At 52.7% G+C, this 22,877-nt stretch carries 19 protein-coding genes; 7 read left to right on the top strand and 12 right to left on the bottom strand.

Translation table 11 applies throughout. The annotated features are described in order from the left end of the window. Positions 1 to 149: 149 nt before the first annotated feature. The 6 genes from lptD to apaH all read left to right on the top strand — a co-directional run bounded on the left by lptD (position 150) and on the right by apaH (position 7,038). Positions 150 to 2,555, top strand: coding sequence for an LPS assembly protein LptD (gene lptD, locus DMB82_RS17300; protein WP_189338662.1), 2,406 nt, complete (start codon positions 150 to 152; stop codon positions 2,553 to 2,555). A 97-nt stretch (positions 2,556 to 2,652) separates the two neighbouring features. Beyond that, positions 2,653 to 3,948, top strand: a complete 1,296-nt coding sequence (gene surA, locus DMB82_RS17305; RefSeq protein WP_102117389.1) for a peptidylprolyl isomerase SurA — start codon at positions 2,653 to 2,655, stop codon at positions 3,946 to 3,948. Positions 3,949 to 3,963: 15 nt separating this feature from the next. Continuing rightward, positions 3,964 to 4,965 (top strand): 4-hydroxythreonine-4-phosphate dehydrogenase PdxA, encoded by a 1,002-nt coding sequence (gene pdxA / locus DMB82_RS17310; protein WP_102117390.1) that lies wholly within the window; start codon positions 3,964 to 3,966, stop codon positions 4,963 to 4,965. Further along, the gene (rsmA, locus tag DMB82_RS17315; RefSeq protein WP_102117391.1) at positions 4,958 to 5,776 is read left to right on the top strand and encodes a 16S rRNA (adenine(1518)-N(6)/adenine(1519)-N(6))-dimethyltransferase RsmA; all 819 of its coding nucleotides are present in this window, start codon (positions 4,958 to 4,960) and stop codon (positions 5,774 to 5,776) included. The genes pdxA and rsmA overlap by 8 nt, the downstream gene beginning before the upstream one ends. Positions 5,777 to 5,788: 12 nt before the next feature. After that, positions 5,789 to 6,166: a Co2+/Mg2+ efflux protein ApaG gene (gene apaG / locus DMB82_RS17320; RefSeq protein ID WP_102117392.1), complete on the top strand. Its 378-nt coding sequence runs from the start codon at positions 5,789 to 5,791 to the stop codon at positions 6,164 to 6,166. 2 nt (positions 6,167 to 6,168) lie between these two features. Next, positions 6,169 to 7,038 (top strand): bis(5'-nucleosyl)-tetraphosphatase (symmetrical) ApaH, encoded by an 870-nt coding sequence (gene apaH / locus DMB82_RS17325; protein WP_116155398.1) that lies wholly within the window; start codon positions 6,169 to 6,171, stop codon positions 7,036 to 7,038. Positions 7,039 to 7,078: 40 nt separating this feature from the next. On the opposite strand, the gene DMB82_RS17330 is transcribed toward apaH, so the two are convergent. Beyond that, positions 7,079 to 7,618, bottom strand: a complete 540-nt coding sequence (locus DMB82_RS17330) for a DMT family transporter (protein WP_116163763.1) — start codon at positions 7,616 to 7,618, stop codon at positions 7,079 to 7,081. A 110-nt stretch (positions 7,619 to 7,728) separates the two neighbouring features. Between DMB82_RS17330 and DMB82_RS17335 the strand changes: the two genes are divergently transcribed. After that, positions 7,729 to 8,634: a LysR family transcriptional regulator gene (locus DMB82_RS17335; RefSeq protein ID WP_102117395.1), complete on the top strand. Its 906-nt coding sequence runs from the start codon at positions 7,729 to 7,731 to the stop codon at positions 8,632 to 8,634. Positions 8,635 to 8,731: 97 nt separating this feature from the next. Here the strand turns inward: DMB82_RS17335 and folA are convergent, their stop codons facing one another. The 11 genes from folA to ribF form a co-directional block, all read right to left on the bottom strand. Continuing rightward, positions 8,732 to 9,214 (bottom strand): type 3 dihydrofolate reductase, encoded by a 483-nt coding sequence (folA, locus tag DMB82_RS17340; RefSeq protein ID WP_116163765.1) that lies wholly within the window; start codon positions 9,212 to 9,214, stop codon positions 8,732 to 8,734. A gap of 223 nt (positions 9,215 to 9,437) precedes the next feature. Continuing rightward, positions 9,438 to 9,908, bottom strand: a complete 471-nt coding sequence (locus DMB82_RS17345; protein WP_010681755.1) for a threonine/serine exporter — start codon at positions 9,906 to 9,908, stop codon at positions 9,438 to 9,440. Further along, complete coding sequence (locus tag DMB82_RS17350) at positions 9,899 to 10,672, bottom strand: threonine/serine exporter family protein (RefSeq protein ID WP_102117414.1); 774 nt, start codon at positions 10,670 to 10,672, stop codon at positions 9,899 to 9,901. The genes DMB82_RS17345 and DMB82_RS17350 overlap by 10 nt, the downstream gene beginning before the upstream one ends. A 394-nt stretch (positions 10,673 to 11,066) precedes the next feature. Then, the gene (gene carB / locus DMB82_RS17355) at positions 11,067 to 14,291 is read right to left on the bottom strand and encodes a carbamoyl-phosphate synthase large subunit (protein ID WP_102117396.1); all 3,225 of its coding nucleotides are present in this window, start codon (positions 14,289 to 14,291) and stop codon (positions 11,067 to 11,069) included. 14 nt (positions 14,292 to 14,305) lie between these two features. Then, positions 14,306 to 15,454, bottom strand: coding sequence for a glutamine-hydrolyzing carbamoyl-phosphate synthase small subunit (gene carA / locus DMB82_RS17360; protein ID WP_102117397.1), 1,149 nt, complete (start codon positions 15,452 to 15,454; stop codon positions 14,306 to 14,308). Between the two features lie 445 nt (positions 15,455 to 15,899). Then, the gene (dapB, locus tag DMB82_RS17365) at positions 15,900 to 16,721 is read right to left on the bottom strand and encodes a 4-hydroxy-tetrahydrodipicolinate reductase (protein ID WP_039516830.1); all 822 of its coding nucleotides are present in this window, start codon (positions 16,719 to 16,721) and stop codon (positions 15,900 to 15,902) included. A gap of 344 nt (positions 16,722 to 17,065) precedes the next feature. Beyond that, a complete protein-coding gene (gene ispH, locus DMB82_RS17370) occupies positions 17,066 to 18,016 on the bottom strand; it encodes a 4-hydroxy-3-methylbut-2-enyl diphosphate reductase (RefSeq protein WP_116155396.1) in 951 nt (316 codons plus the stop codon). Further along, positions 17,997 to 18,470 carry an FKBP-type peptidyl-prolyl cis-trans isomerase gene (gene fkpB, locus DMB82_RS17375; protein ID WP_102117400.1) on the bottom strand — a complete coding sequence of 158 codons (474 nt, stop codon included), beginning with the start codon at positions 18,468 to 18,470 and terminating at the stop codon, positions 17,997 to 17,999. Before fkpB ends, ispH begins: the two co-directional genes overlap by 20 nt. Further along, positions 18,470 to 18,982, bottom strand: coding sequence for a signal peptidase II (lspA, locus tag DMB82_RS17380; protein ID WP_374705261.1), 513 nt, complete (start codon positions 18,980 to 18,982; stop codon positions 18,470 to 18,472). Before lspA ends, fkpB begins: the two co-directional genes overlap by 1 nt. Next, positions 18,982 to 21,795 (bottom strand): isoleucine--tRNA ligase, encoded by a 2,814-nt coding sequence (gene ileS / locus DMB82_RS17385; protein WP_116163766.1) that lies wholly within the window; start codon positions 21,793 to 21,795, stop codon positions 18,982 to 18,984. Before ileS ends, lspA begins: the two co-directional genes overlap by 1 nt. Positions 21,796 to 21,826: 31 nt before the next feature. Continuing rightward, positions 21,827 to 22,768, bottom strand: a complete 942-nt coding sequence (gene ribF / locus DMB82_RS17390; RefSeq protein WP_116155394.1) for a bifunctional riboflavin kinase/FAD synthetase — start codon at positions 22,766 to 22,768, stop codon at positions 21,827 to 21,829. Positions 22,769 to 22,877: the final 109 nt, after the last annotated feature.

Raw genomic sequence — 22,877 nt, forward strand, 5'->3', positions numbered from 1 at the left:
ATACTCCTCAAATCCTCATGCCGTCAGCCAAAAATTGCTTTATCATACCTGTCATTTATCTTTGCACCTAACGGCGGTGCGTATAGGCGGTGGGGATTTAACACTGGCGCAACGCTAACGAGTGATATAGTCTCTGACCGTTTGCCAGCATGATGCCCCTGATGACGGAACACCTGATACCACGTATGAAAAAAAGTTTCCCAACTCTGCTGGCCACTCTGGTTTGGTCGGCGCTTTACAGCCAGCACGCGCTGGCCGATCTCGCTCAACAGTGCATCCTGGGTGTACCTACGTACAACAGACCGCTGGTAACAGGCGATCCCAACCAGTTGCCGGTCAAGATTCAGGCTGACAAAACTGAAGCCAGCTATCCCGACAACGCTAAATTCATCGGCAATGTTAACATCCAGCAGGGCAACAGCGTCATGACCGCCGAACAGGTGGAACTGAACCAGTTGGATCCGACAACGCAGGGTAACACACCAACGCGTACCATTACTGCAACGGGAAATGTCCACTACGACGACAATCAGGTTATCCTGAAAGGCCCTAAAGCGTGGGCCAACTTGAACACCAAAGATACCGACGTCTATGAAGGCGACTATCAGATGGTGGGCCGTCAAGGGCGTGGTTCCGCCGACAAAATGAAAATGCGTGACAGCAATCGCTACACCATTCTGGAAAACGGCTCCTTCACTTCCTGTCTGCCGGGAGATAATAGCTGGAGTGTCGTCGGTTCGGAAGTGATTCAAGACAGAGAAGAGCAAGTTGCTGAAATCTGGAATGCACGTTTCAAGATTGCTGGCGTACCTGTGTTCTATAGCCCGTATTTACAGCTTCCTATCGGCGATAAACGACGCTCTGGCTTCCTGATCCCCAATGCGAAATACGGTAGCAGCAATGGCTTCGAACTGCTGACGCCCTATTACTGGAATATCGCCCCTAATTTTGACGCCACGATCACGCCGCATATGCAAACCAAACGTGGTATGCAGTGGCAGAACGAATTCCGCTACCTGACCACGCCAGGCCTTGGCGTTATTCAATTCGACTGGCTGCCCAGCGACAGTGAATACGCCAAATATGCACCACAGGACGATAATGATACCCGTTGGTTGTTCCACTGGGGTCACAGCGGCGTGATGGATCAGGTGTGGCGTTTTGACGCGGACTATACAAAAGTCAGTGACGATCGCTACTTTACCGATCTGGACTCGCAGTATGGCTCAACCACCGATGGCTACATTACCCAAAAATTCAGTGCGGGCTATGCGAACCAAAACTGGAATACCACGTTGTCCACCAAACAGTTCCAAGTCTTTTCCAATGCGACCAGCCGTGATGTCTATCGTGCAGAGCCGCAGCTCGATATCAATTATTACCAGAATGATATCGGCCCGGTTGATATGCACCTTTATGGTCAAGCGGTAAAATTTACCAACGTCAACGACAATCGGCCGGAAGCGACTCGTCTGCACGTTGAGCCAACGCTGAATCTGCCGCTGGCAAACCGCTGGGCCAGCCTGAATACCGAAGCCAAGCTGTTGGCGACACACTATCAGCAGGATAACCTGGATCGCTATCGTGCCTCCTCGACGCCAAACATTGCCCAAGAGACAAAAGATGCACTGAAAGATTCAGTGAATCGGGTGATGCCGCAATATAAAGTCGATGGCAAAATGGTCTTTGAACGCGAAATGGACTGGTCGCAGGCCTATACCCAAACGCTGGAACCTCGCGCGCAGTACCTTTACGTGCCTTATCGCGATCAGAGCGGTATCCATACCTATGACTCCACGCTTATGCAGACTGACTATTCCGGCCTGTTCCGCGATCGCAGTTACAGCGGTCTGGACCGCATCGCGTCCGCGAATCAGCTTGTGACCGGTGTCACCACGCGTATTTATGATGATACGTTGGTTGAACGTTTTAACGCTTCTATTGGTCAAATCTATTACTTCGATCGCCCACGCACGGGTGACCGCAGCACGTCACTCGATAAAAGCGATAACAACGGTAGCCAAGTATGGGCAGGTGACTCCTTCCTGAAAATCGATGACAGATGGGGTGTTCGCGGAGGTCTGCAGTATGACAATCGCCTGAACGAAGTCGCGCTGGGTGATGCCGTGTTAGAATACCGTCGCGACGCGGAACGTCTGGTGCAGTTGAATTATCGTTACGCGAGCCCAGAATATATCCAGGACATGATCCCTAATGTCACGAACCCTGGCTTCCAGCAAGGTATCTCGCAGGTCGGTATCACCGCAAGCTGGCCGATTGTCGAGCGTTGGGCGGTGGTTGGCGCTTATTATTACGACACCAAAGCCAATCAGCCGGCAAACCAACTGATTGGTTTACAGTATAATACCTGTTGTTGGGCCGTGAGCGTCGGTTATGAACGTAAAATTACCGACTGGAACAGCGCCAGCCGCAGCAGCGAATACGACAACAAAGTGTCATTTAATATCGAATTACGTGGTTTAAGCAGCAATTACAGTCTGGGTTCCGAAAAAATGCTTCGCTCGGGTATTTTGCCTTACCAGCGCGCATTCTGATGTCATCCAGAGTGCTTAGCCGATAAGGGCAAACAGGCTGTCTCACTGAAACGTTGGAACTTTTAACCCGCCTTGCGGATGAAATAATGGGAAAGGTATGAAGAACTGGAGAACGCTTATTCTCGGATTGGCACTGAGTGCCTCTACCGCGTTCGCAGCACCACAGGTGGTTGATAAAGTCGCAGCAGTGGTCGACAACAGCGTCGTGTTGGAAAGTGATGTAAACAGTCTTTTGCAGTCGGTAAAACTGAATGCCCAGCAGGCCGGGCAGCAGTTGCCTGATGATGCCACGCTGCGTCATCAAATTACCGATCGCCTGATCATGGATAACATCATCCTGCAAATGGCGCAGAAGATGGGTATCCAAGTGACGGATGAGCAGTTGAATCAGGCGATTACCAATATTGCCGCTCAGAACCGGATGTCTCTGGACCAGCTAAAAAGCCAATTGGCTCATGAAGGTCTGAACTACAACACCTACCGTAACCAGATTCGTAAAGAGATGCTGATTTCGGAAGTGCGTAACAACGAAGTCCGTCGTCGCATTACCGTACTGCCTCAGGAAGTCGATACGCTGGCTAAGCAAATCGCCACCCAGACCGGTGAAAACGATGAGCTGAACCTGAGCCACATTCTGATCCCATTACCGGAAAACCCGACTCAGCAGCAGGTTGATGAAGCGGAAAATCTGGCAACATCGCTGGTGAAGCAAATCAGTGACGGTGCGGATTTTGGTAAGCTGGCCATCACTTATTCATCTGATTCTCAGGCGCTGAAAGGCGGCCAAATGGGTTGGGGTAAGCTGCAAGAGATCCCAACGCTGTTTGCTGAACGCTTAACACAGGCGCAGAAAGGTCAGGTCGTTGGCCCGATCCGTTCTGGTGTAGGTTTCCACATTCTAAAAGTGAACGATATTCGCGGCGGTAACAAAAGCGTATCGGTAACTGAAACGCATGCTCGCCATATGCTGATCAAACCGTCTGTCGTCATGACGGACAGTCAGGCGCAAGCCAAGCTGGCCGAAGTGGCACAGCAGATCAAAAACGGCAGCACCGATTTTGCCTCACAAGCCAAACTGCTCTCCCAGGATCCTGGTTCAGCGAATCAGGGCGGCGACCTTGGCTGGGCTTCTCCAGATATGTACGATCCGGCCTTCCGCGATGCGTTGTTGAAACTGAAGAAAGGCGAAATCAGTCAGCCTGTTCATTCCTCTTTTGGCTGGCACCTGATTCAGTTGCTAGACACCCGTCAGGTTGATAAAACCGACGCGGCGCAAAAAGAGCAAGCGTACCGTATGATCTTTAACCGTAAATTCGCTGAAGAAGCGCAAACCTGGATGCAGGAACAGCGTGCGGCGGCCTATGTCAAAGTGATTAATGGTGCCAGTAACTAATGCAGATTGAAACTCATGCAGACTGAGAGCAATACGCCACGCGTTGTGATCACCCCCGGCGAACCCGCTGGGATTGGCCCCGATCTGGTGATTGCTCTGGCTCAGCAGGCCTGGCCTGTAGAGCTCGTGATCTGTGCGGATCCTGACCTGTTACTCGGTCGCGCATTGCAGCTGTCTATGCCGCTGACACTGCGTGACTATCAACCCGGTCAGCCCGCACAGCCACAACAGGCGGGTAGCCTGACTATCCTGTCTATCGCCGCACCGGCAACCATCATTCCAGGCCAATTGAATGTCGCTAACAGCGCTTATGTGGTTGAAACGTTGACGCGTGCTTGCGATGGCTGCCTGAATGGTGAATTCGCCGCGCTGATTACCGGCCCAGTGCATAAAGGCATTATCAACGATGCCGGCGTCTCCTTCAGCGGACACACTGAGTTTTTCGCCGATCGCAGCCGCTGTGACCGTGTCGTCATGATGCTGGCAACAGAAGAACTGCGCGTCGCCTTAGCGACCACGCATCTTCCGCTTGCAGCCGTTTCTGCGGCGATTACCCGCCAGAGCTTGCACGAAGTCATCACGATTTTGCATCATGATTTGCAGACAAAATTCGGCATCGCTCAACCGCAGATTTATGTCTGTGGGCTAAATCCTCATGCCGGTGAAGGCGGCCATATGGGCCGTGAAGAGCTGGATGTAATTAACCCCGCGCTGGACGAACTCCGGCAGCAGGGCATCACGCTGGTTGGGCCGTTGCCTGCCGACACGCTTTTCCAGCCCAAGTATCTGCAACACGCTGACGCCGTTTTGGCGATGTACCACGATCAAGGGCTCCCGGTTCTGAAATATCAGGGCTTCGGGCGCGCCGTTAATATCACGCTGGGGTTACCTTTTATTCGTACGTCGGTCGATCACGGTACAGCGCTTGAGCTGGCCGCAACCGGCAGCGCCGACCCCGGCAGCTTCATCACGGCATTAAATCTTGCCATTAAAATGATAAAACACAGTAATGAATAATCGCGTACACCAAGGTCACTTCGCCCGTAAACGTTTTGGGCAAAACTTTTTAAACGATCACTTCGTGATCGATAGCATCGTTTCGGCGATTCATCCTCAACCGGGTCAAGCGATCGTTGAGATCGGTCCCGGCCTCGGCGCGTTGACGGCGCCTGTTGGCGATCGGATGGATCGTTTTACTGTTATTGAGCTGGATAGGGATCTGGCAGCGCGCCTGGAAACGCATCCGACGCTGAAAGACAAGCTGACGATTATTCAGCAAGATGCCATGACGATCGATTTCGCCGCGCTCTCTGAACAGGCTGGACAACCGCTGCGTGTTTTTGGCAACCTGCCGTATAATATTTCCACACCGCTGATGTTCCACTTGTTCACCTATACTCAATCTATCCGCGACATGCACTTTATGTTGCAGAAAGAGGTGGTTAACCGCTTGGTGGCAGGGCCGAACAGTAAAGCCTTTGGACGCCTGAGCGTCATGGCACAGTATTATTGTCAGATAATCCCGGTGCTTGAAGTGCCACCGGAGGCCTTCAAGCCCGCGCCTAAAGTTGATTCTGCCGTAGTGCGACTCGTTCCTCATGCCGAGATCCCCTATCCAGTCAAGGATATCCGCGTATTGAGCCGCATCACGACGGAAGCGTTTAACCAGCGCCGTAAGACATTGCGTAACAGTCTAGGCAACCTGTTCACCCCAGAAATCCTCACCGAGCTGGGGATCAATGTCACCAGTCGCGCAGAGAATGTGACCGTTGAGCAATATTGCCGATTGGCGAACTGGCTGAGCGAGCATCCTGCAAAACAGGAATAACTGGAGTTCATCATGATTAATGCGCCCCGTGTTTGTTTACAGGTTCAAAGCTTCTACGTGGAATCACAGTCGGAGCCTGATGAAGAACGTTTCGTGTTTGCTTACACGATTACGATCCGCAATCTGGGGCGTCATGAAGTCCAGCTTTTGGGGCGTTATTGGCAGATCACCAACGGTAACGGTCGCCAGACTGAAGTTCAGGGTGAAGGCGTCGTCGGCGAACAGCCGATTATCCAGCCCGGCGGCGAATTCCACTATACCAGCGGTGCCGTCATAGAAACGCCTCTTGGCACGATGGAAGGCCACTACCATATGGTTGACCATCAAGGTAAAGCGTTTCAGGTCCCAATCCCCGTTTTCCGTCTGGCTATCCCTTCACTGATACATTAATTATGTCTACCTATTTAGTTGGCGATATTCACGGCTGTTACGTTGAACTCAACGCGCTATTGGCGCAAGTTTCCTTTAATCCAGAGCAAGATACACTTTGGTTAACGGGTGATTTAGTCGCACGGGGGCCCGATTCGCTTCAGGTTCTGCGCTTTGTTCGTTCTCTCGGTTCTTCTGTCCGTATGGTGCTTGGCAATCACGATCTGCACCTGCTGGCCGTTTATGCCGGTATCAGCCGTAATAAGCCGAAAGATCGTCTCAACGACCTCTTCACCGCACCGGACGCCGATGAGCTTATCAACTGGCTACGTCGCCAGCCGATTCTACAGGTTGATGAAGAGTTGAAGCTGGTGATGGCGCACGCGGGCATCACGCCGCAGTGGGATCTGCCGACGGCGCTTATGTGTGCACGCGAAGTCGAGTCGATCCTGAGCAGCGACAGCTACCCACTTTTCCTCGATGCCATGTATGGCGATATGCCGAACCACTGGAGCACGGAGCTCAGCGGTCTGGCTCGTCTACGCTTTAGCACCAATGTCTTTACCCGTATGCGCTACTGCTTTTCCGGTGGACAACTGGATATGCTGTGTAAAGAGCCACCGGGTCAGGCACCTTCTCTGCTAAAACCGTGGTTTGAGCTGCCGAGCCAGGTTACCGGGGAATACGCCATTGCGTTCGGCCATTGGGCCTCGCTGGAAGGGAAAGGCACGCCGGAAAACATTTACGCGCTGGATACCGGGTGCTGTTGGGGGGGAGATCTGACGATGCTGCGTTGGGACGATAAGCGCTATTTCGCGCAACCGTCGCTTTCATCAAACACTTCATCAACTGACGAGCTTTCTGGCGATAGCGCGCCCTTATCGGGTGAGTAAAGGCTCGAAAGCCGTTGCTCCATCGCCAACCGTGCCAAAGTCATAAAAAGGGGAAAGTCGTCTCAGACTGAGCCTTTTTGGATGATGGTACGGCCAGTGGTTGAGAAGCCGCAGAGCATTGCACCACCAACATCCCTATAATGATTAACGCGACACCCGCGATTCGCCCCAGCGTCGCAGGCTTCACCGCCAACCCCATCAAACCAACATGATCGATCATCAGCGATGCCACCACCTGACCAGCAATCACGCAGACAATAAAACCTGAGGCACCTAGCTTTGGCGTCAGCAATAACGCGGCGGTGATATAAGCCACGCCCGCCACGCCGCCCAGCCAGATCCACCACGGCCCCTGTAAGGCATTACCCAGTGTTGGTGTGGGCACCCGAGCAGCAAACAGAATCGGCAGCAGCACGCAGATGCTGACCAGCAGGGACACCAGCGTTGCCCAAAGCGGATGGCCTAACGATCGCCCCAGTGCCGCATTACTGGCGGCCTGAAAAGGCACAATGCTCCCAGCGAATACCGCAATACCCAGCGGCAACAATAATGAGAGAGAAAAAGAAGAGAATAACGACATGGAGCCCCCTGATTCACAATATAAGTTCACAACGTAATTGGGATGTTCCAATACTCCATCATCCATTAAACTGATGGAAATTCGTAATTCATACGGAAGGCATTCATAGAATGGATGATTTACGTCGTATCGATATGAATCTGCTGCTAACGCTTCATGCGCTGTTGACGGAAAAACACGTCACGCGGGCGGCACTGCGCCTGCACCGCAGCCAGCCTGCCGTCAGCCATTCACTAGCACAGCTTCGCCATATTTTTAACGATCCGCTGTTAGTCCGGCGTGAAGTCGGTTTGACGCTGACGACCCGTGCACAGGCATTACTCGGCCCGCTGGAACTCGCGCTTGATCAACTAAATGGCCTCATACAAGCTCCGCAGTTCGATCCGCGCCATAGCACACGACATTTTCGTTTGGCGCTTTCTGACTACGGTACGAATGCCGTTTTGCCAACGCTCATGCGGCATCTACGCGTGCAGGCTCCCGGCGTTTCGCTGGCCGTCAGTCATGCCGGCCGTGAAATGATGCTGGCACAGTTGATTGATGGAGAAATCGATTTAGGCCTCGGCGTATTTCCTGAACGCCCGTCTGAAGTACACGCCGAACTTCTCTTTGAAGAACAGTTTGCCTGTCTGGCAGACCGCACCACGCTGCCGGAAAACGGTATGCTATCGTTTGAGGCATGGCGGGCACGCCCACATATTCTGGTCACCATGCATCCCGATTCAGCCAATGAAGTGGACAGCGCGCTGGCTGCAAGCGGCCTGTCGCGCAATGTCGTGCTGACGCTGCCCCACTGGCACGCCGCTATCAATCTCATTGCCGGTACTGACCTGATTTTGACTGCCGCACGGCGCAGCATGGCCCACATCACTACGCCAGATTTACACATTTTTCCGCCTCCGTTCGCGATACCCTATTTTGCCTTCCAGCAGGTGTGGCATACGCGACGCGAGAGCGATCCTGCGCATCGCTGGCTGAGACACGCCATTTGGGAAAGCTGTCAGACGGGGAAATAAAACATCAGGTAAGAAAACATCGGGTAAGAAAACGAAAAAACCCGCAACAAGGCGGGTTTAGCGAGTCATCGACAGAATGTTATCGCAGGAAAGGCGCTTAGCGGCGTTCCAGAATTTCGAAGCAGTAACTGTGTGAGTTGCGCTCGTCAGCATCATGGAATTCGCTGAAAACAGACTGCCACTCATCCGGCTCATAGTCAGGGAAATGCGTGTCGCCTTCCACTTCGGCATCAATATGCGTCAGATAGAGGCGATTAGCCTGCGCCAGCATTTGTTGATAGATACTGCCGCCGCCAATCACCATCACTTCCTCGACGTCTCCCGCTGCCGCCAGCGCAGCGTCCAGCGAAGAGACCCAAGTCACACGATCGTCATCACCGGGATGATTGCTGACGATAATGTTCAGCCGGCCGGGCAGCGGCTGACCGATAGAACGGAAAGTATTACGCCCCATAATAATCGGCTTATTAAGCGTATTACGCTTAAACCATGCCAGATCGGCTGGCAAATGCCACGGCATCGCGTTTTCCATACCAATCACGCGATCCACTGCTAGTGCAGCAATCAAACTAATAACCATGGTGAAAAAACCCTGTAGGCCAGAAAATTGCTGACACTATACACTAAATAATTCGAGTTGCATGAAGGCGGCGACACAGCGAATCCCCAGGAGCTTACGCCAGTAAGTGACTGGGGTGAGTGAGGAAAGCCAACGCACATGCAGCTTGAAGTATGACGGGTATATACGGAAAGCCCTTTCGCTCGTCAATATAGATGCAAGACCGAAACGTAATATAAGCGTTTTATACTCCCGGCCGTTTACGGTAGAGCCAGATCCCCGGTAAAGACAGGCCGATAGAGAGCGCACCGACGATAAAACTCGCCTTCAGAAAATTGGTTATCATGACGCTCATCAGCGCTTCGCTGTAGCCAAGATGCGAAATCTCTACCACCGAAATCATCGCCGTATAGGCAGAAATACCGGGAAACATCGGGATCACCGCCGCTACGGTAAAGACTTTCGGATGCGCCAGCAGCCAGCGTGACCAGCGAATACCGATGATGCCAATCAATATCGCCGCCAGAAACGACGCCCATTCGATATTCATGCCGAAATGTATCGCCAGAAACCGTACGCCATGCCCGACACCACCTAGCAGTGCACAGTAAGGCAGTACTTTCAGCGGCACGTTGAAGACCATCGCAAAGCCCAACGCAGGAACCGCCGCCAGCACCATATCCTGCAAGAGTGCCCACAGTAAACTTAAGCCCATCCGCGTAACCCCCACAGCGACATCGCCATCACCACACCAATACAGGTCGCCAGCGTCAGTAAACTCGCGACCGTCCAACGTGCCAGACCGGTATTCACGTGCCCTTTAAACATATCCGCCACGGCGTTAATCAACGGGAAGCCGGGAACTAGCAACAGCACGCTCGCCGCCATCGCGACCGTTGAGGTTTGTTCAAAAGCAGGCAAACGCATCAACAGCCCAGATGCCGACGTCGCCACAAACGCCGTAATGCAGAAGTTGATCAACGGATTCAGGTGCCGCGCCGTAAAGACCTGTCGGATATACATTGCCAGGCCGCTGGCGAGCAGCGTGACGATAAACGCATCCCACCCGCCGCCGTTCAAACGGCTGAAGCAGCCGCAGGAAAGTGCAACAACGGAAACCATCAGCCAGCGCGGATAACGCAGTGGTTTGATATTTCCCAGACGTTTTTCCACCCCTGCCACATCCAGCAGCTTATGCTCGGCCATGATGACCGCATGCTGAACCTCAATGACGACGTGCATATTAATACCGCGATCCACATTCTTCCGCGTTGACGTTAGGCAATGCCCCTGCATGATGGTGGTCAGCACAATCGAATTTGCTGAGATGGAGCTCTCAACGCTATCAGCGCCGAGTGCCATACCTAGCCGTGACGACAACTGCTCTACGACCATGCTTTCTGCGCCATGCTGTAACAGCAACAGCGCACATTGGATGCACAGTCGGGTTATTTCCCGCTGCAGTGGTGCTTCCCCCATCTGTTTTTCGGCACTACATTGTTTTTCACTACTGAATGGTTCACAGTTCTCACGTTCACTGCCCATGTTGTTATCTCAACCCGCCCCTGAAATTAACCGCAAAAAATGAAAGGACAATTGTTAACATATCGCCGCCGAATAACCAATAAGTGTGATGCGAATTCATTATTCTGGCGCTATGATTTCCCTCGGCCCCTCTCTTTCTTCACTGCCTGGAATGTCCATGTTAGAAACATCACTGTTTGTCGCGACCATCGCCACGCTGGGGATGCTCTCTCCCGGCCCCGACTTTTTCCTCGTTATCAGGAATGCGGCGCGCTTACCATGAAAAAAGCCAGCGCTGTTACCAACGCTGGCTTTTATTATCCGCTTACTGCCTACCGAGGTCGGTCAATCAGCCTTTAATCATCGCATGCATTTCCTGCACGGAAGTCACTTTCTCCGTCGGATCTGCCGTCAACGACATGGCCGTGGCGAAACCGCCGTTCAGCGTCGTGTCGTAGTGCACCTTGTATTGCAGCGCGCTGCGGCGAATCAGCTTGGAGTCTTCAATCGCCTGACGTCCTGCGGTGGTGTTGACGATGTAGGTGTACTCACCGTTCTTGATGCGGTCCTGAATGTGCGGACGACCTTCATGCACCTTGTTCACCAGACGCGGATTAATGCCCGCTTCGCCCAGCTCAATCGCCGTGCCATGCGTCGCATCCAGCTCAAAGCCGTACTTCAACAGCTTGGCCGCCAGATCCACCACGCGAGCTTTATCACCTTCACGCACTGACAACAGGGCGCGTCCGGTTTTCTTCATGTGCGAGTTACTGCCCAGCATCGCTTTAGCAAACGCTTCAGCAAACGTGCGGCCAACGCCCATGACTTCACCGGTCGAACGCATTTCTGGCCCCAGAATCGGGTCAACGCCAGGGAACTTGTTGAACGGCAGCACCACTTCTTTTACGGAGTAGTACGGCGGGATAATTTCTTTCGTGACGCCCTGCTCAGCCAGCGTTTTACCTGCCATCACGCGTGCCGCGACTTTCGCCAACGGAACACCGGTCGCTTTCGAGACAAACGGTACGGTACGCGCCGCACGCGGGTTCACTTCAATCAGATAAACTTCGTTATCCTTCACCGCGAACTGCACGTTCATCAGGCCGCGAACGCAGAGTTCAAACGCCAGTTTCTCAACCTGCTGACGCATTACGTCCTGAATCTCTTTGCTCAGCGTATAAGCCGGCAGTGAACAAGCTGAGTCACCGGAGTGAACGCCCGCCTGCTCGATGTGCTCCATAATGCCGCCAATCAGCACACGCTCGCCGTCACAAATCGCATCAACGTCAACTTCGATGGCATCGTCAAGGAAACGGTCCAGCAGAACTGGTGCGTCGTTAGATACGCTAACCGCGTTTTGGAAGTAGCGACGCAGGTCGATTTCGTCGTACACGATTTCCATCGCGCGGCCGCCCAGAACATAAGAAGGACGGACAACCAGTGGGTAGCCGATGCCACGCGCTTTTTCTACCGCCTGCTCAATGGTCGCGACCGTGGCGTTAGCCGGTTGCTTCAGCCCCAAGCGATTCACAGCCTGTTGGAAGCGCTCGCGGTCTTCTGCACGGTCAATCGCATCTGGGCTGGTGCCAATCACTGGTACACCTGCGGCTTCCAACGCACGCGCCAGTTTCAGCGGCGTCTGGCCACCGTACTGCACGATAACGCCTTTTGGCTTCTCAATGCGGACGATTTCCAGCACGTCTTCAAACGTTACCGGCTCGAAGTACAAGCGGTCAGACGTATCGTAGTCTGTTGAAACGGTTTCTGGGTTACAGTTGACCATGATGGTTTCATAACCATCTTCACGCAGCGCCAGTGAAGCGTGGACGCAGCAGTAGTCAAATTCGATCCCTTGACCAATACGGTTCGGTCCACCACCCAGTACCATGATTTTGTCGCGATCCTGAGTCGGATTGGCTTCACACTCTTCTTCATACGTGGAGTACATATAAGCCGTATCGGTCGAAAATTCTGCCGCACAGGTATCAACACGCTTATAGACCGGATGCAGGTCGAACTTATCGCGCAGCTTGCGAATTTCGCTTTCCGCCACGCCAGCCAGTTTTGCCAGACGCGCATCGGCAAAGCCTTTACGCTTCAGCGTACGTAGGAATTCGGCATCCAGCGCAGTTGCGCCTTTTTCAGCGACCTGCTCTTCCAGACGCACCAGCTCTTCAATCTGCACCAGGAACCAGCGGTCAACGTTGGTCAGGTTAAACACGCCATCGACAGACATCCCCGCGCGGAAGGCATCAGCGATGTACCAGATACGCTCTGCACCCGCATCTTTCAGCTCGCGGCGAATTTTGGTCAGCGCTTCTGGATCGTCCAGATCCACTTTCGGATCGAAGCCGGTTGCGCCCACTTCCAGGCCACGCAGCGCTTTCTGCAAGGATTCCTGCTGCGTACGACCAATCGCCATCACTTCACCCACAGATTTCATCTGCGTGGTCAGACGGTCGTTGGCACCCGCGAATTTCTCGAAGTTAAAACGTGGAATCTTGGTCACAACGTAGTCGATAGCAGGTTCGAAGGACGCTGGCGTACGACCGCCAGTGATGTCATTCATCAGCTCATCGAGCGTGTAACCTACAGCCAACTTGGCCGCGATTTTCGCAATCGGGAAGCCCGTTGCTTTAGAGGCCAGCGCGGAAGAACGTGATACACGCGGGTTCATTTCGATAACAATCAGACGGCCAGTTTTCGGGTTTACCGAGAACTGAACGTTAGAACCGCCTGTTTCTACGCCGATTTCACGCAGTACCGCCATCGAAGCGTTACGCATGATTTGATATTCTTTATCGGTCAGCGTTTGCGCTGGTGCGACGGTGATGGAATCACCCGTGTGGATCCCCATCGCATCGAAGTTTTCAATGGAGCAGACGATGATACAGTTGTCGTTCTTATCACGCACCACTTCCATCTCATACTCTTTCCAACCGATCAGTGATTCATCGATCAACAGCTCTTTGGTTGGAGAAAGATCCAGCCCGCGCTCACAGATCTCTTCAAACTCTTCACGGTTGTAAGCGATACCGCCACCGGTGCCGCCCATCGTAAAGGAAGGACGGATAATGCACGGGAAGCCGACGTCAGCCGCAACGGCCAGTGCTTCTTCCATATTGTGTGCAATACCGGAACGCGCAGTATCCAGACCGATCTTCTTCATCGCCACGTCGAAGCGGCGGCGGTCTTCTGCTTTATCAATCGCATCCGCCGTTGCACCAATCATGGTGACACCGAATTCGGCCAGCACGCCCTGACGTTCCAGTTCCAGTGCACAGTTCAGCGCAGTCTGGCCGCCCATCGTTGGCAGCACCGCATCTGGACGCTCTTTTTCAATAATTTTGCGCACCACTTCCCAGTGAATCGGCTCGATATAGGTCGCATCGGCCATTTCCGGGTCGGTCATGATGGTTGCCGGGTTGGAGTTCACCAGAATAACGCGGTAACCCTCTTCACGCAGCGCTTTACACGCCTGTGCACCAGAGTAGTCAAACTCACACGCCTGGCCGATAACAATCGGGCCTGCGCCCAGAATCAGGATGCTTTTAATATCTGTACGTTTTGGCATTTTCTCGCTCCTGATTATTTAGCTGAAGAACGGTAAGTCTGAATCAAGTCAATAAAGTGGTCGAACAGCGGCGCGGCATCGTGCGGGCCTGGGCTCGCTTCCGGGTGACCCTGGAAGCTGAACGCGGGTTTATCCGTGCGGTGAATCCCCTGAACCGTATGGTCAAACAGGGATTTGTGCGTGACGCGCAGCGTGTCAGGCAGATTATTTTCATCAACCGCAAAGCCGTGGTTCTGCGCGGTGATCATCACACAGTTGTTATCCAGATCTTTGACCGGATGGTTGCCACCGTGGTGACCCAGCTTCATTTTGATGGTCTTGGCACCGCTTGCCAGTGCTAGCAACTGGTGACCCAGACAGATACCGAATACCGGAATATCCGTTTCCAGGAAGGTTTTGATCGCACGGATCGCGTAGTCGCACGGTTCCGGGTCGCCCGGGCCGTTAGAGAGGAAAATGCCGTCTGGATTCAGCTTCAGTACGTCCTCAGCAGGTGTCTGCGCCGGAACGACCGTCAAGCGGCAACCGCGATCCACCAGCATACGCAGAATATTGCGTTTCACGCCGTAGTCATAAGCGACAACGTGGTAAGGCAGTTCGCTTTCGTTTTTTGCCGCCGGCAATTCATCTTCCAGCGTCCAGCTTCCCTGTAACCAGCTGTAGCTTTCTGGCGTCGTCACTTCTTTTGCCAGATCCATGCCCTTCAGCCCAGGGAACGCTTTCGCTTTCTCCAGCGCGACGGCAGCATCCGGTGCATCACCCGCAATGATGCAGCCATTCTGTGCGCCTTTTTCACGCAGCAGACGGGTCAGTTTACGGGTATCGATATCAGCAATGGCGACGATGTTGTTGCGTTTGAGGTATTCAGACAGGCTTTCTTCACTACGGTAGTTGCTGGCAATCAGAGGTAAATCGCGAATCACCAGGCCTTGAGCCTGTACAGAGGGGGATTCTTCATCGTTGGCATTGGCGCCGACATTACCGATATGGGGATAAGTGAGAGTGACAATCTGGCGGGAATAGGAAGGATCAGTAAGGATTTCTTGATAACCGGTCATCGACGTATTGAAGACCACTTCCCCCACTGCCGCCCCTTCTGCCCCAATGGCCCGACCGTGGAATTGGGTTCCGTCTTCCAGAACCAATAGCGCTGACTTAATCAAAACACCCTCCAAGGAATAAACAATCACGTTATTTGCATATTAATTCAGATTTGAGTCACTAAATCAATGCAAAAACTACCTGTAAGGCCAATTTTTGGCAAATTGGGCGCATTTTAATGATGGTCTTCCCGATTGTCTACCCAAACCGCTTTTTTTCTCTTATTTTTATGCTTTACGAAATAAATAGTGGCCCACTGACGTAAAAAACCCTATCAACTGAGAGAAGTAAACGGTTGCGAGACAACATTGCTAAAATAAGAGTAACAAATCACCAGCCAAGGGCATTTTGAGAGTAAGGAGGGAAAATCATCACTAAAAAATAGAATAAAACACAAATAAAAATCAATGGTGATAGAAAAAATAATCCAAAAAGATAAAAGTAAAGGTGATCATAAAAATAACCACCTTTATCAGTTAGATATAATCTTTATATAAAAATTAAATACTATAAATCATCCAGAGAAAGCACATCTCTCATATCAAAAATGCCACTTTCCTTCGAGCTAATCCAGATAGCGGCTCTTACTGCACCATTGGCAAACGTCATACGGCTGGATGCCTTGTGGGTAATCTCAACGCGCTCGCCAATGTCAGCAAACATCGCCGTATGTTCACCGACAATATCGCCCGCTCGTACGGTCGCAAAACCAATGCTTTTCGGATCGCGTTCACCGGTGTAGCCTTCACGCGCGTACACGGCACAGGACTTCAGATCGCGTCCCAGCGCATCGGCGATCGCTTCGCCCATCGCCAGCGCGGTACCCGATGGCGCATCCACTTTGTGGCGGTGGTGTGCTTCAATGATTTCGATATCAGTATAGTCGCCCATGACTTTGGCCGCTTTTTCCAGCAGCTTCAACATGACATTGACGCCAACGCTGAAGTTCGCCGCAAACACAATGCCGATATCCTGCGCAGCCTGCTTAATCGCCGCCTTTCCTGCATCATCAAAGCCAGTTGTCCCAATAATCATGCCTTTACGGTGCTGACGGCAAAACGCCAGATGCGCTAATGTACCTTCTGGACGGGTGAAGTCGATCAAAATATCGAAATCATTCTGCACGGCATCCAGACTTTCATTCACGGTAATACCGCTTTTACCCAGCCCAGCAAGTTCACCGGCATCGCTTCCTATCAGAGACGAACCAGAACGCTCCAGCGCCGCGCCCAATACCACGCCGTCCATTTGCTCGATAGCCTGAATCAGTTGGCGTCCCATACGGCCGCCCGCGCCTACAACCGCAATACGGATGGATGAATCCTTCATAATGTCTCTCTCTTTTTGATCCTGACGACATAAAAATAACATCAGGTTAACGGGCGCTGCGCACTATCGCCAGCGGATTTACCGCCAGATTAGAAAATACTGTTTGAAGTCGCAGAAAATCAGCAAAACTGTCTAACCAAAGGTATCAGAATGGCGCTCAGAGCGATGAAAAGCCGTAAGGTATTTGAAGATAAATACAAGCGGTTAAAAAACAAGCCACATGGCGTAACGCATAAAAATTCATTTTTATACATTAACATTTTCATGAGTGAATATAGGGGAGAAGAAAACGGAAGGGGATAAAAGCGATAGGGCTTTAGCCTAGCCCTACCGCAGAAACAGCATTAATCTATCTGTTTGACTTCAACACGCAACTCTTTGGGCACTTCAAAGACGATGTTTTCTTCACGCCCTTGCATTTCAACGGCCACCTTGCCGCCTAATGCTTTCAGGCGCTGGATCACCTGTTGTACCAGAATATCCGGTGCCGATGCGCCTGCGGTCACCCCAACATGCGAAGCGCCCGCTAACCATGACTCCTGGATATCTTCTGATGAATCAATCAGATAAGCCGCTTTCCCCGCGCGCTGTGCCAATTCAGCAAGGCGGTTGGAGTTTGAGGAGTTTTTAGAGCCTACGACAAAAACGACATCCGCCTTATCTGATAAATGGCGAACGGCTTCCTGACGATTGGTCGTTGCATAGCAGATGTCATCTTTACGCGGGCCGACAATCTGCGGGAAACGCTCACGCAACGCATCAATCACCGCATAGGTATCATCAACAGAAAGCGTGGTTTGCGTCATAAAGCACAGATTGCTTTCGTCTTTTACCTGTAGCTGCCAGACATCCTCAGGGGATTCCACCAGATACATGCCGCCGTCCGCATTGCTATATTGCCCCATCGTCCCTTCAACTTCAGGGTGTCCGGCATGCCCGATAAGAATCGCTTCAACGCCTTTCTTACTGGCTCTGGCCACTTCCATATGCACCTTGGTCACTAGCGGACAGGTCGCATCGAATACTGTCAGATCGCGGTTTTTGGCTTCATTACGTACCGCTTGCGAAACGCCATGTGCAGAGAAAATCAGAATCGCACCATCCGGCACGTCTTCAATTTGCTCAATAAAAATCGCGCCACGTTCGCGTAATCCGTTAACCACATAGCGGTTATGTACCACTTCATGACGGACGTAGATTGGCGTACCAAAAAGCTCCAGCGCACGTTCCACAATGCTGATAGCTCGATCGACACCGGCACAAAAGCCGCGCGGATTAGCCAGCAGGATCTGCATGTGTCACCTCCTGTTGTACAGGATCGATATCCAGCACTTCAAGATCGAAGGTAATCGCCTGACCAGATAGCGGGTGGTTGAAATCCACGGTGACCGACTCTTCGGTCACATCGCGGATAATCCCCGGCATATCATTTCCGGCAACGCCGCTGAACAGCATGATAGTGCCAACTTCCGGCACGCCGGTCTGGGCGAAATCACGACGCAGGAAGAACTGGATTAGGTTCGGATTGGTCGGCCCAAAGGCCGACTCCGGCGGTAGCGTAAACTTGCGTTTATCGCCACGCTGCAATCCCAACAGCTGTTGTTCCAACGCGTCAGACAGGCTGCCGTCGCCAAGGCGAAACAGCGCTGGCTTACCGCGCTCACGCGTAGATTCAGCCGCTGAGCCATCCTCTAGCGTCAGAATAAAATGCACCAGCAGCGCGCTGTTATGCTGAACACTCTCGGACATCAGTGACCCTTTTGCTTAACGGTATCAGTATCATCATGCGTACTGAAAAATCCTTCCAGTACGATGAGTGCCGCGCCAATACAGATAGCGGTATCGGCAAGGTTAAATGTGGCGAAATGCCAATCACCGACATAAAAGTCGATGAAATCGACAACAAATCCGTGCCATGTCCGGTCGAACAGATTGCCCAGTGCACCGCCGATAATCAGCGAATACGCAATGTTATTGAGCCGCTGTTTGACGCTGCCACGGTACATCATCACCAGCAGAGCAACCACGATAGCAATCGCGATGCCAGCAAAGAACCAGCGTTGCCAACCGCCTTTATCCGCCAGGAAGCTGAATGCTGCGCCGTAGTTACGGGCGTAATGCAGATTCAGAGAAGGCATCACTGGCACCGTATCCCCCAGCGCAAAGTGGGCAAGAATCCACTGCTTGCTGCCAAGATCGACAACTAAAACCAGTATCGCCAGCCAGAGCCAGCGCAGTCCACTCGCACAGATTTTATTCATCAGACAAATTTACGCTCTTCGCCGTTACCGCCCACGTTAGTCGCACAGCGACCACAGACTTCAGGATGCTCGGCATTGCTACCGATATCCGTCTCGTAATGCCAGCAGCGTGGACACTTGTGTCCTTCTGCCTCACTTAAGGCAATTTTCAGTCCGGTGAGTTCCGTTGCCTGCGCGTTATCCGGCGCATTTTCATAACGCTCCACCTGCGCTTTTGACGTCAGCAGCGCAAAGTGCAGTTCCTGACGCAGCTGATTCAGCTTGCCCGCCAGATTGGCATCGGCGTACAGCGTAACGGAGGCTTCCAGCGATCCACCGATGCGCTTGTCATTACGCGCCTGCTCAATGACTTTGTTCACTTCGCTACGCACTTTCAGGACATCCGCCCAGAACGCATCGTTCATGGTTTCTGCGCTATCCAGCGCGAACAGACCGTCATACCACTCTTCGGTAAAGACGTACTGCGCACGCTCGCCCGGCAGGTAGTTCCAGATCTCATCTGCGGTGAAGGACATAATCGGTGCCATCCAACGTACCAGCGCTTCTGAGATATGGTATAGCGCAGTCTGGCAGCTACGGCGTGCCACGCTGTCGCTTTTTGCCGTGTACTGACGATCTTTAATGATATCCAGATAGAACGAACCCATCTCGATCGAGCAGAACTGCATCAGACGCTGTACGACGCGGTGGAAATCATAGCTTTCATACGCTTCGAGGATCTCTTCTTGTGCGGCTTTCGCACAGCTAACCGCCCAGCGATCCAGCACAACCATGTCTTCTGGTTTCACACTATCTTTCTGTGGATCGAACCCGTTCAGGTTCGCCAACAGGAAACGCGCGGTGTTACGAATACGGCGGTAGGCATCGGCAGAACGCTTCAGGATCTCATCGGATACGGCGATTTCACCGGAGTAATCCGTTGAACCGATCCACAGGCGCAGAATGTCGGCACCGAGCTTGTTCATCACGTCCTGCGGGCTGACGGTATTCCCGATCGATTTGGACATCTTGCGGCCCTGACCATCAACGGTGAAACCGTGAGTCAGTACCTGACGGTAAGGCGCTTTGCCTTTGATCGCAGTGGAAATCATCAGGGAAGACATGAACCAACCACGATGCTGGTCGGAACCTTCCAAATACATATCCGCTTCATGACCGCCAAATTCAGGGCGAACATCTACTACGGACGCGTGCGTCGATCCAGAATCGAACCATACATCCAGCGTGTCTGGCACTTTGACGTAGTTGTCAGCGTCTGCGCCCAGCACGTCGGCCGGATCGAGATCCCACCATGCCTGAATACCATCGGCTTCAACACGTTTCGCCACAGCTTCAATCAGCTCTGCGGTACGCGGATGCAGTTCTTCCGTCTCTTTGTGGACGAACAGCGACATTGGCACGCCCCAAGTACGCTGACGGGAGATACACCAGTCAGGACGGTTGGCGACCATCGCTTCGATACGCGCCTGACCCCAATCCGGGATCCACTGCACGCCTTTGATTTCAGACAGCGACTGCTTACGCAGGCCTTTCTGATCCATGCTGACAAACCATTGTGGCGTGGCACGGAAAATGATCGGCGACTTATGACGCCAGCAGCACGGATAGCTGTGCTGCAATTTTTCTACGTGCAGCAACATGCCTTTTTCACGCAGGATTTCAACGATCAGGTCGTTGGCTTTGAAAACGAATTTGCCATCCAGTTCAGGATAAGTGCCGCTCAGGTAGCAGCCGTTCGGCCCCACTGGGTTGGCGATTTCCAGATTGTATTTCTGGCTGATCACATAGTCGTCAGGGCCGTGGCCACCAGCGGTATGCACCGCCCCCGTACCCGCATCCAGCGTCACGTGCTCGCCCAGAATGGCCGGTACGTCAAAGCCTAGGAACGGATGTTTGAAACGCAGCAGCTCAAGATCCGCGCCTTTACAGTCGCCCAGAACGATCCACTGCGTCACGCCGACGCGTTGCATCACGCTTTCAACCAGATCGGCCGCCAGAATCAGCGCCTGACCGTCAATCTGCACCAGTTGATAATCGAACTCTGCATTCAGTGAGATCGCACGGTTTGCTGGCAGCGTCCACGGCGTCGTCGTCCAGATCACCAGCGAAACAGGGCCGTCTACGCTCTTCACGCCGAATTTGGCTAATACCGCCGCCACATCGCTGGCGTTAAACGCGACATCAATGGATGGGGACGTTTTGTCGTAATATTCAACTTCCGCTTCCGCCAGCGCGGAACCACAGTCAGCACACCAGTGAACGGGCTTAGCACCCTTGTGCAGGTGACCGTTTTCAATGATGCGGCCCAGCGCACGGATGATATTCGCTTCGGTTTTGAAATCCATCGTCAGATAAGGACGATCCCAGTCGCCCAGCACGCCGAGACGAATAAAGTCGGCTTTCTGACCCGCAACCTGCTCTGCCGCATATTTACGGCACTCCGCACGGAATTCTGCGGCGCTGACTTTCTCACCGGGCTTACCGATCAGCTGTTCTACTTTCAGTTCAATCGGCAGACCATGGCAGTCCCAGCCCGGCACATAAGGGGAATCGTAACCAGACAGGCCTTTCGATTTAACGATAATATCTTTCAGAATCTTGTTAACTGAGTGACCAATGTGAATGTTGCCGTTCGCGTACGGAGGGCCATCGTGCAGAATGAAGGTCTTCTTTCCCTTCTTCGCATTGCGAATAATCCCGTACAGATCCTGCTCATACCAACGTTTCAGCATGTCAGGTTCGCGCTTGGCCAGATCGCCACGCATCGGGAACCCTGTTTCCGGCAAGTTCAGGGTAGTCTTATAGTCACTCATTAGATTCTCGATTTCGTTTCGGCTAGAAAAATTAAACCGGTGTCTTTAACCCGAAGAACGTTCGGGCTGTCACCACATCATCGGCGATTTGCTGTTTTAACGCATCGAGCGAAGCAAAACGCTGTTCATTACGGATCTTTTTACGCAGTACGACTTCAATATGACGACCATAGAGGTTCATCGTCACGTCCAGCAAATGCACTTCAAGCTGCTGGCGTTTGTCACCGTTTACGGTTGGACGCGTGCCAATATTGGCAACGCCCGGTAGCGGTTCTTGCCCCAGTCCATAGACGCTGACGGCATATACACCGCTGACAGGGGAAACCTGACGTTTCAGCGGCAGGTTGGCGGTAGGGAACCCAATGGTTCGCCCCAATGCTTTGCCATGTTCCACACGCCCAGAAATGCTGTAAGGGTGGCCCAACAGACTTTCTGCCAGCTCAAGTTCATCACGACTGAGCGCTTCACGTACGCCAGTGCTGCTCACCCGTTTGCCGCCGTTACAGAATGAATAGGTGCTGATGACATCAAATCCCGACTCACGCCCAGCCTTCTGTAATAACAGGAAATCTCCCTGACGACCAGCCCCGAAGCGGAAGTCATCTCCCACCACCAGAAACTTCACGCCCAATTTTTTCACCAGCAGGGAAGAAACGAACGTCTCAGCATCGTTGGCGGCAAAACGTGCGTCGAATCTGACGCACAGCAGATAGTCCACGCCGGCCTGCGCCAGATATTTCACCTTGTCACGCAGACGCGTCAGACGGGCGGGCGCTTTTTCCGCAGCGAAGAGTTCCAGCGGCTGTGGTTCAAAAATCATGACCATCACTGGCAGCCCACGAGCGCGACCTTCCTGCTTCAGTCGTTCAAGCAGCATTTGGTGTCCGAGGTGCACGCCGTCAAAATTACCAATAGTGAGCACACAGCCGTAATGGTGTGCCCGAAGATTGTGTATACCGCGAATTAGCTGCATGGCTGGCCCAGAACAAAGGGTTAATATTATGGAAATCGGCGGATTATACCTTGTACAGCGAGTAAGGTTAACCCGCGATTCGCGCCTTTTGCAGCCACCTTGTAAATCG

Source organism: Pectobacterium aquaticum (assembly GCF_003382565.3).
GTDB lineage: Bacteria > Pseudomonadota > Gammaproteobacteria > Enterobacterales > Enterobacteriaceae > Pectobacterium > Pectobacterium aquaticum.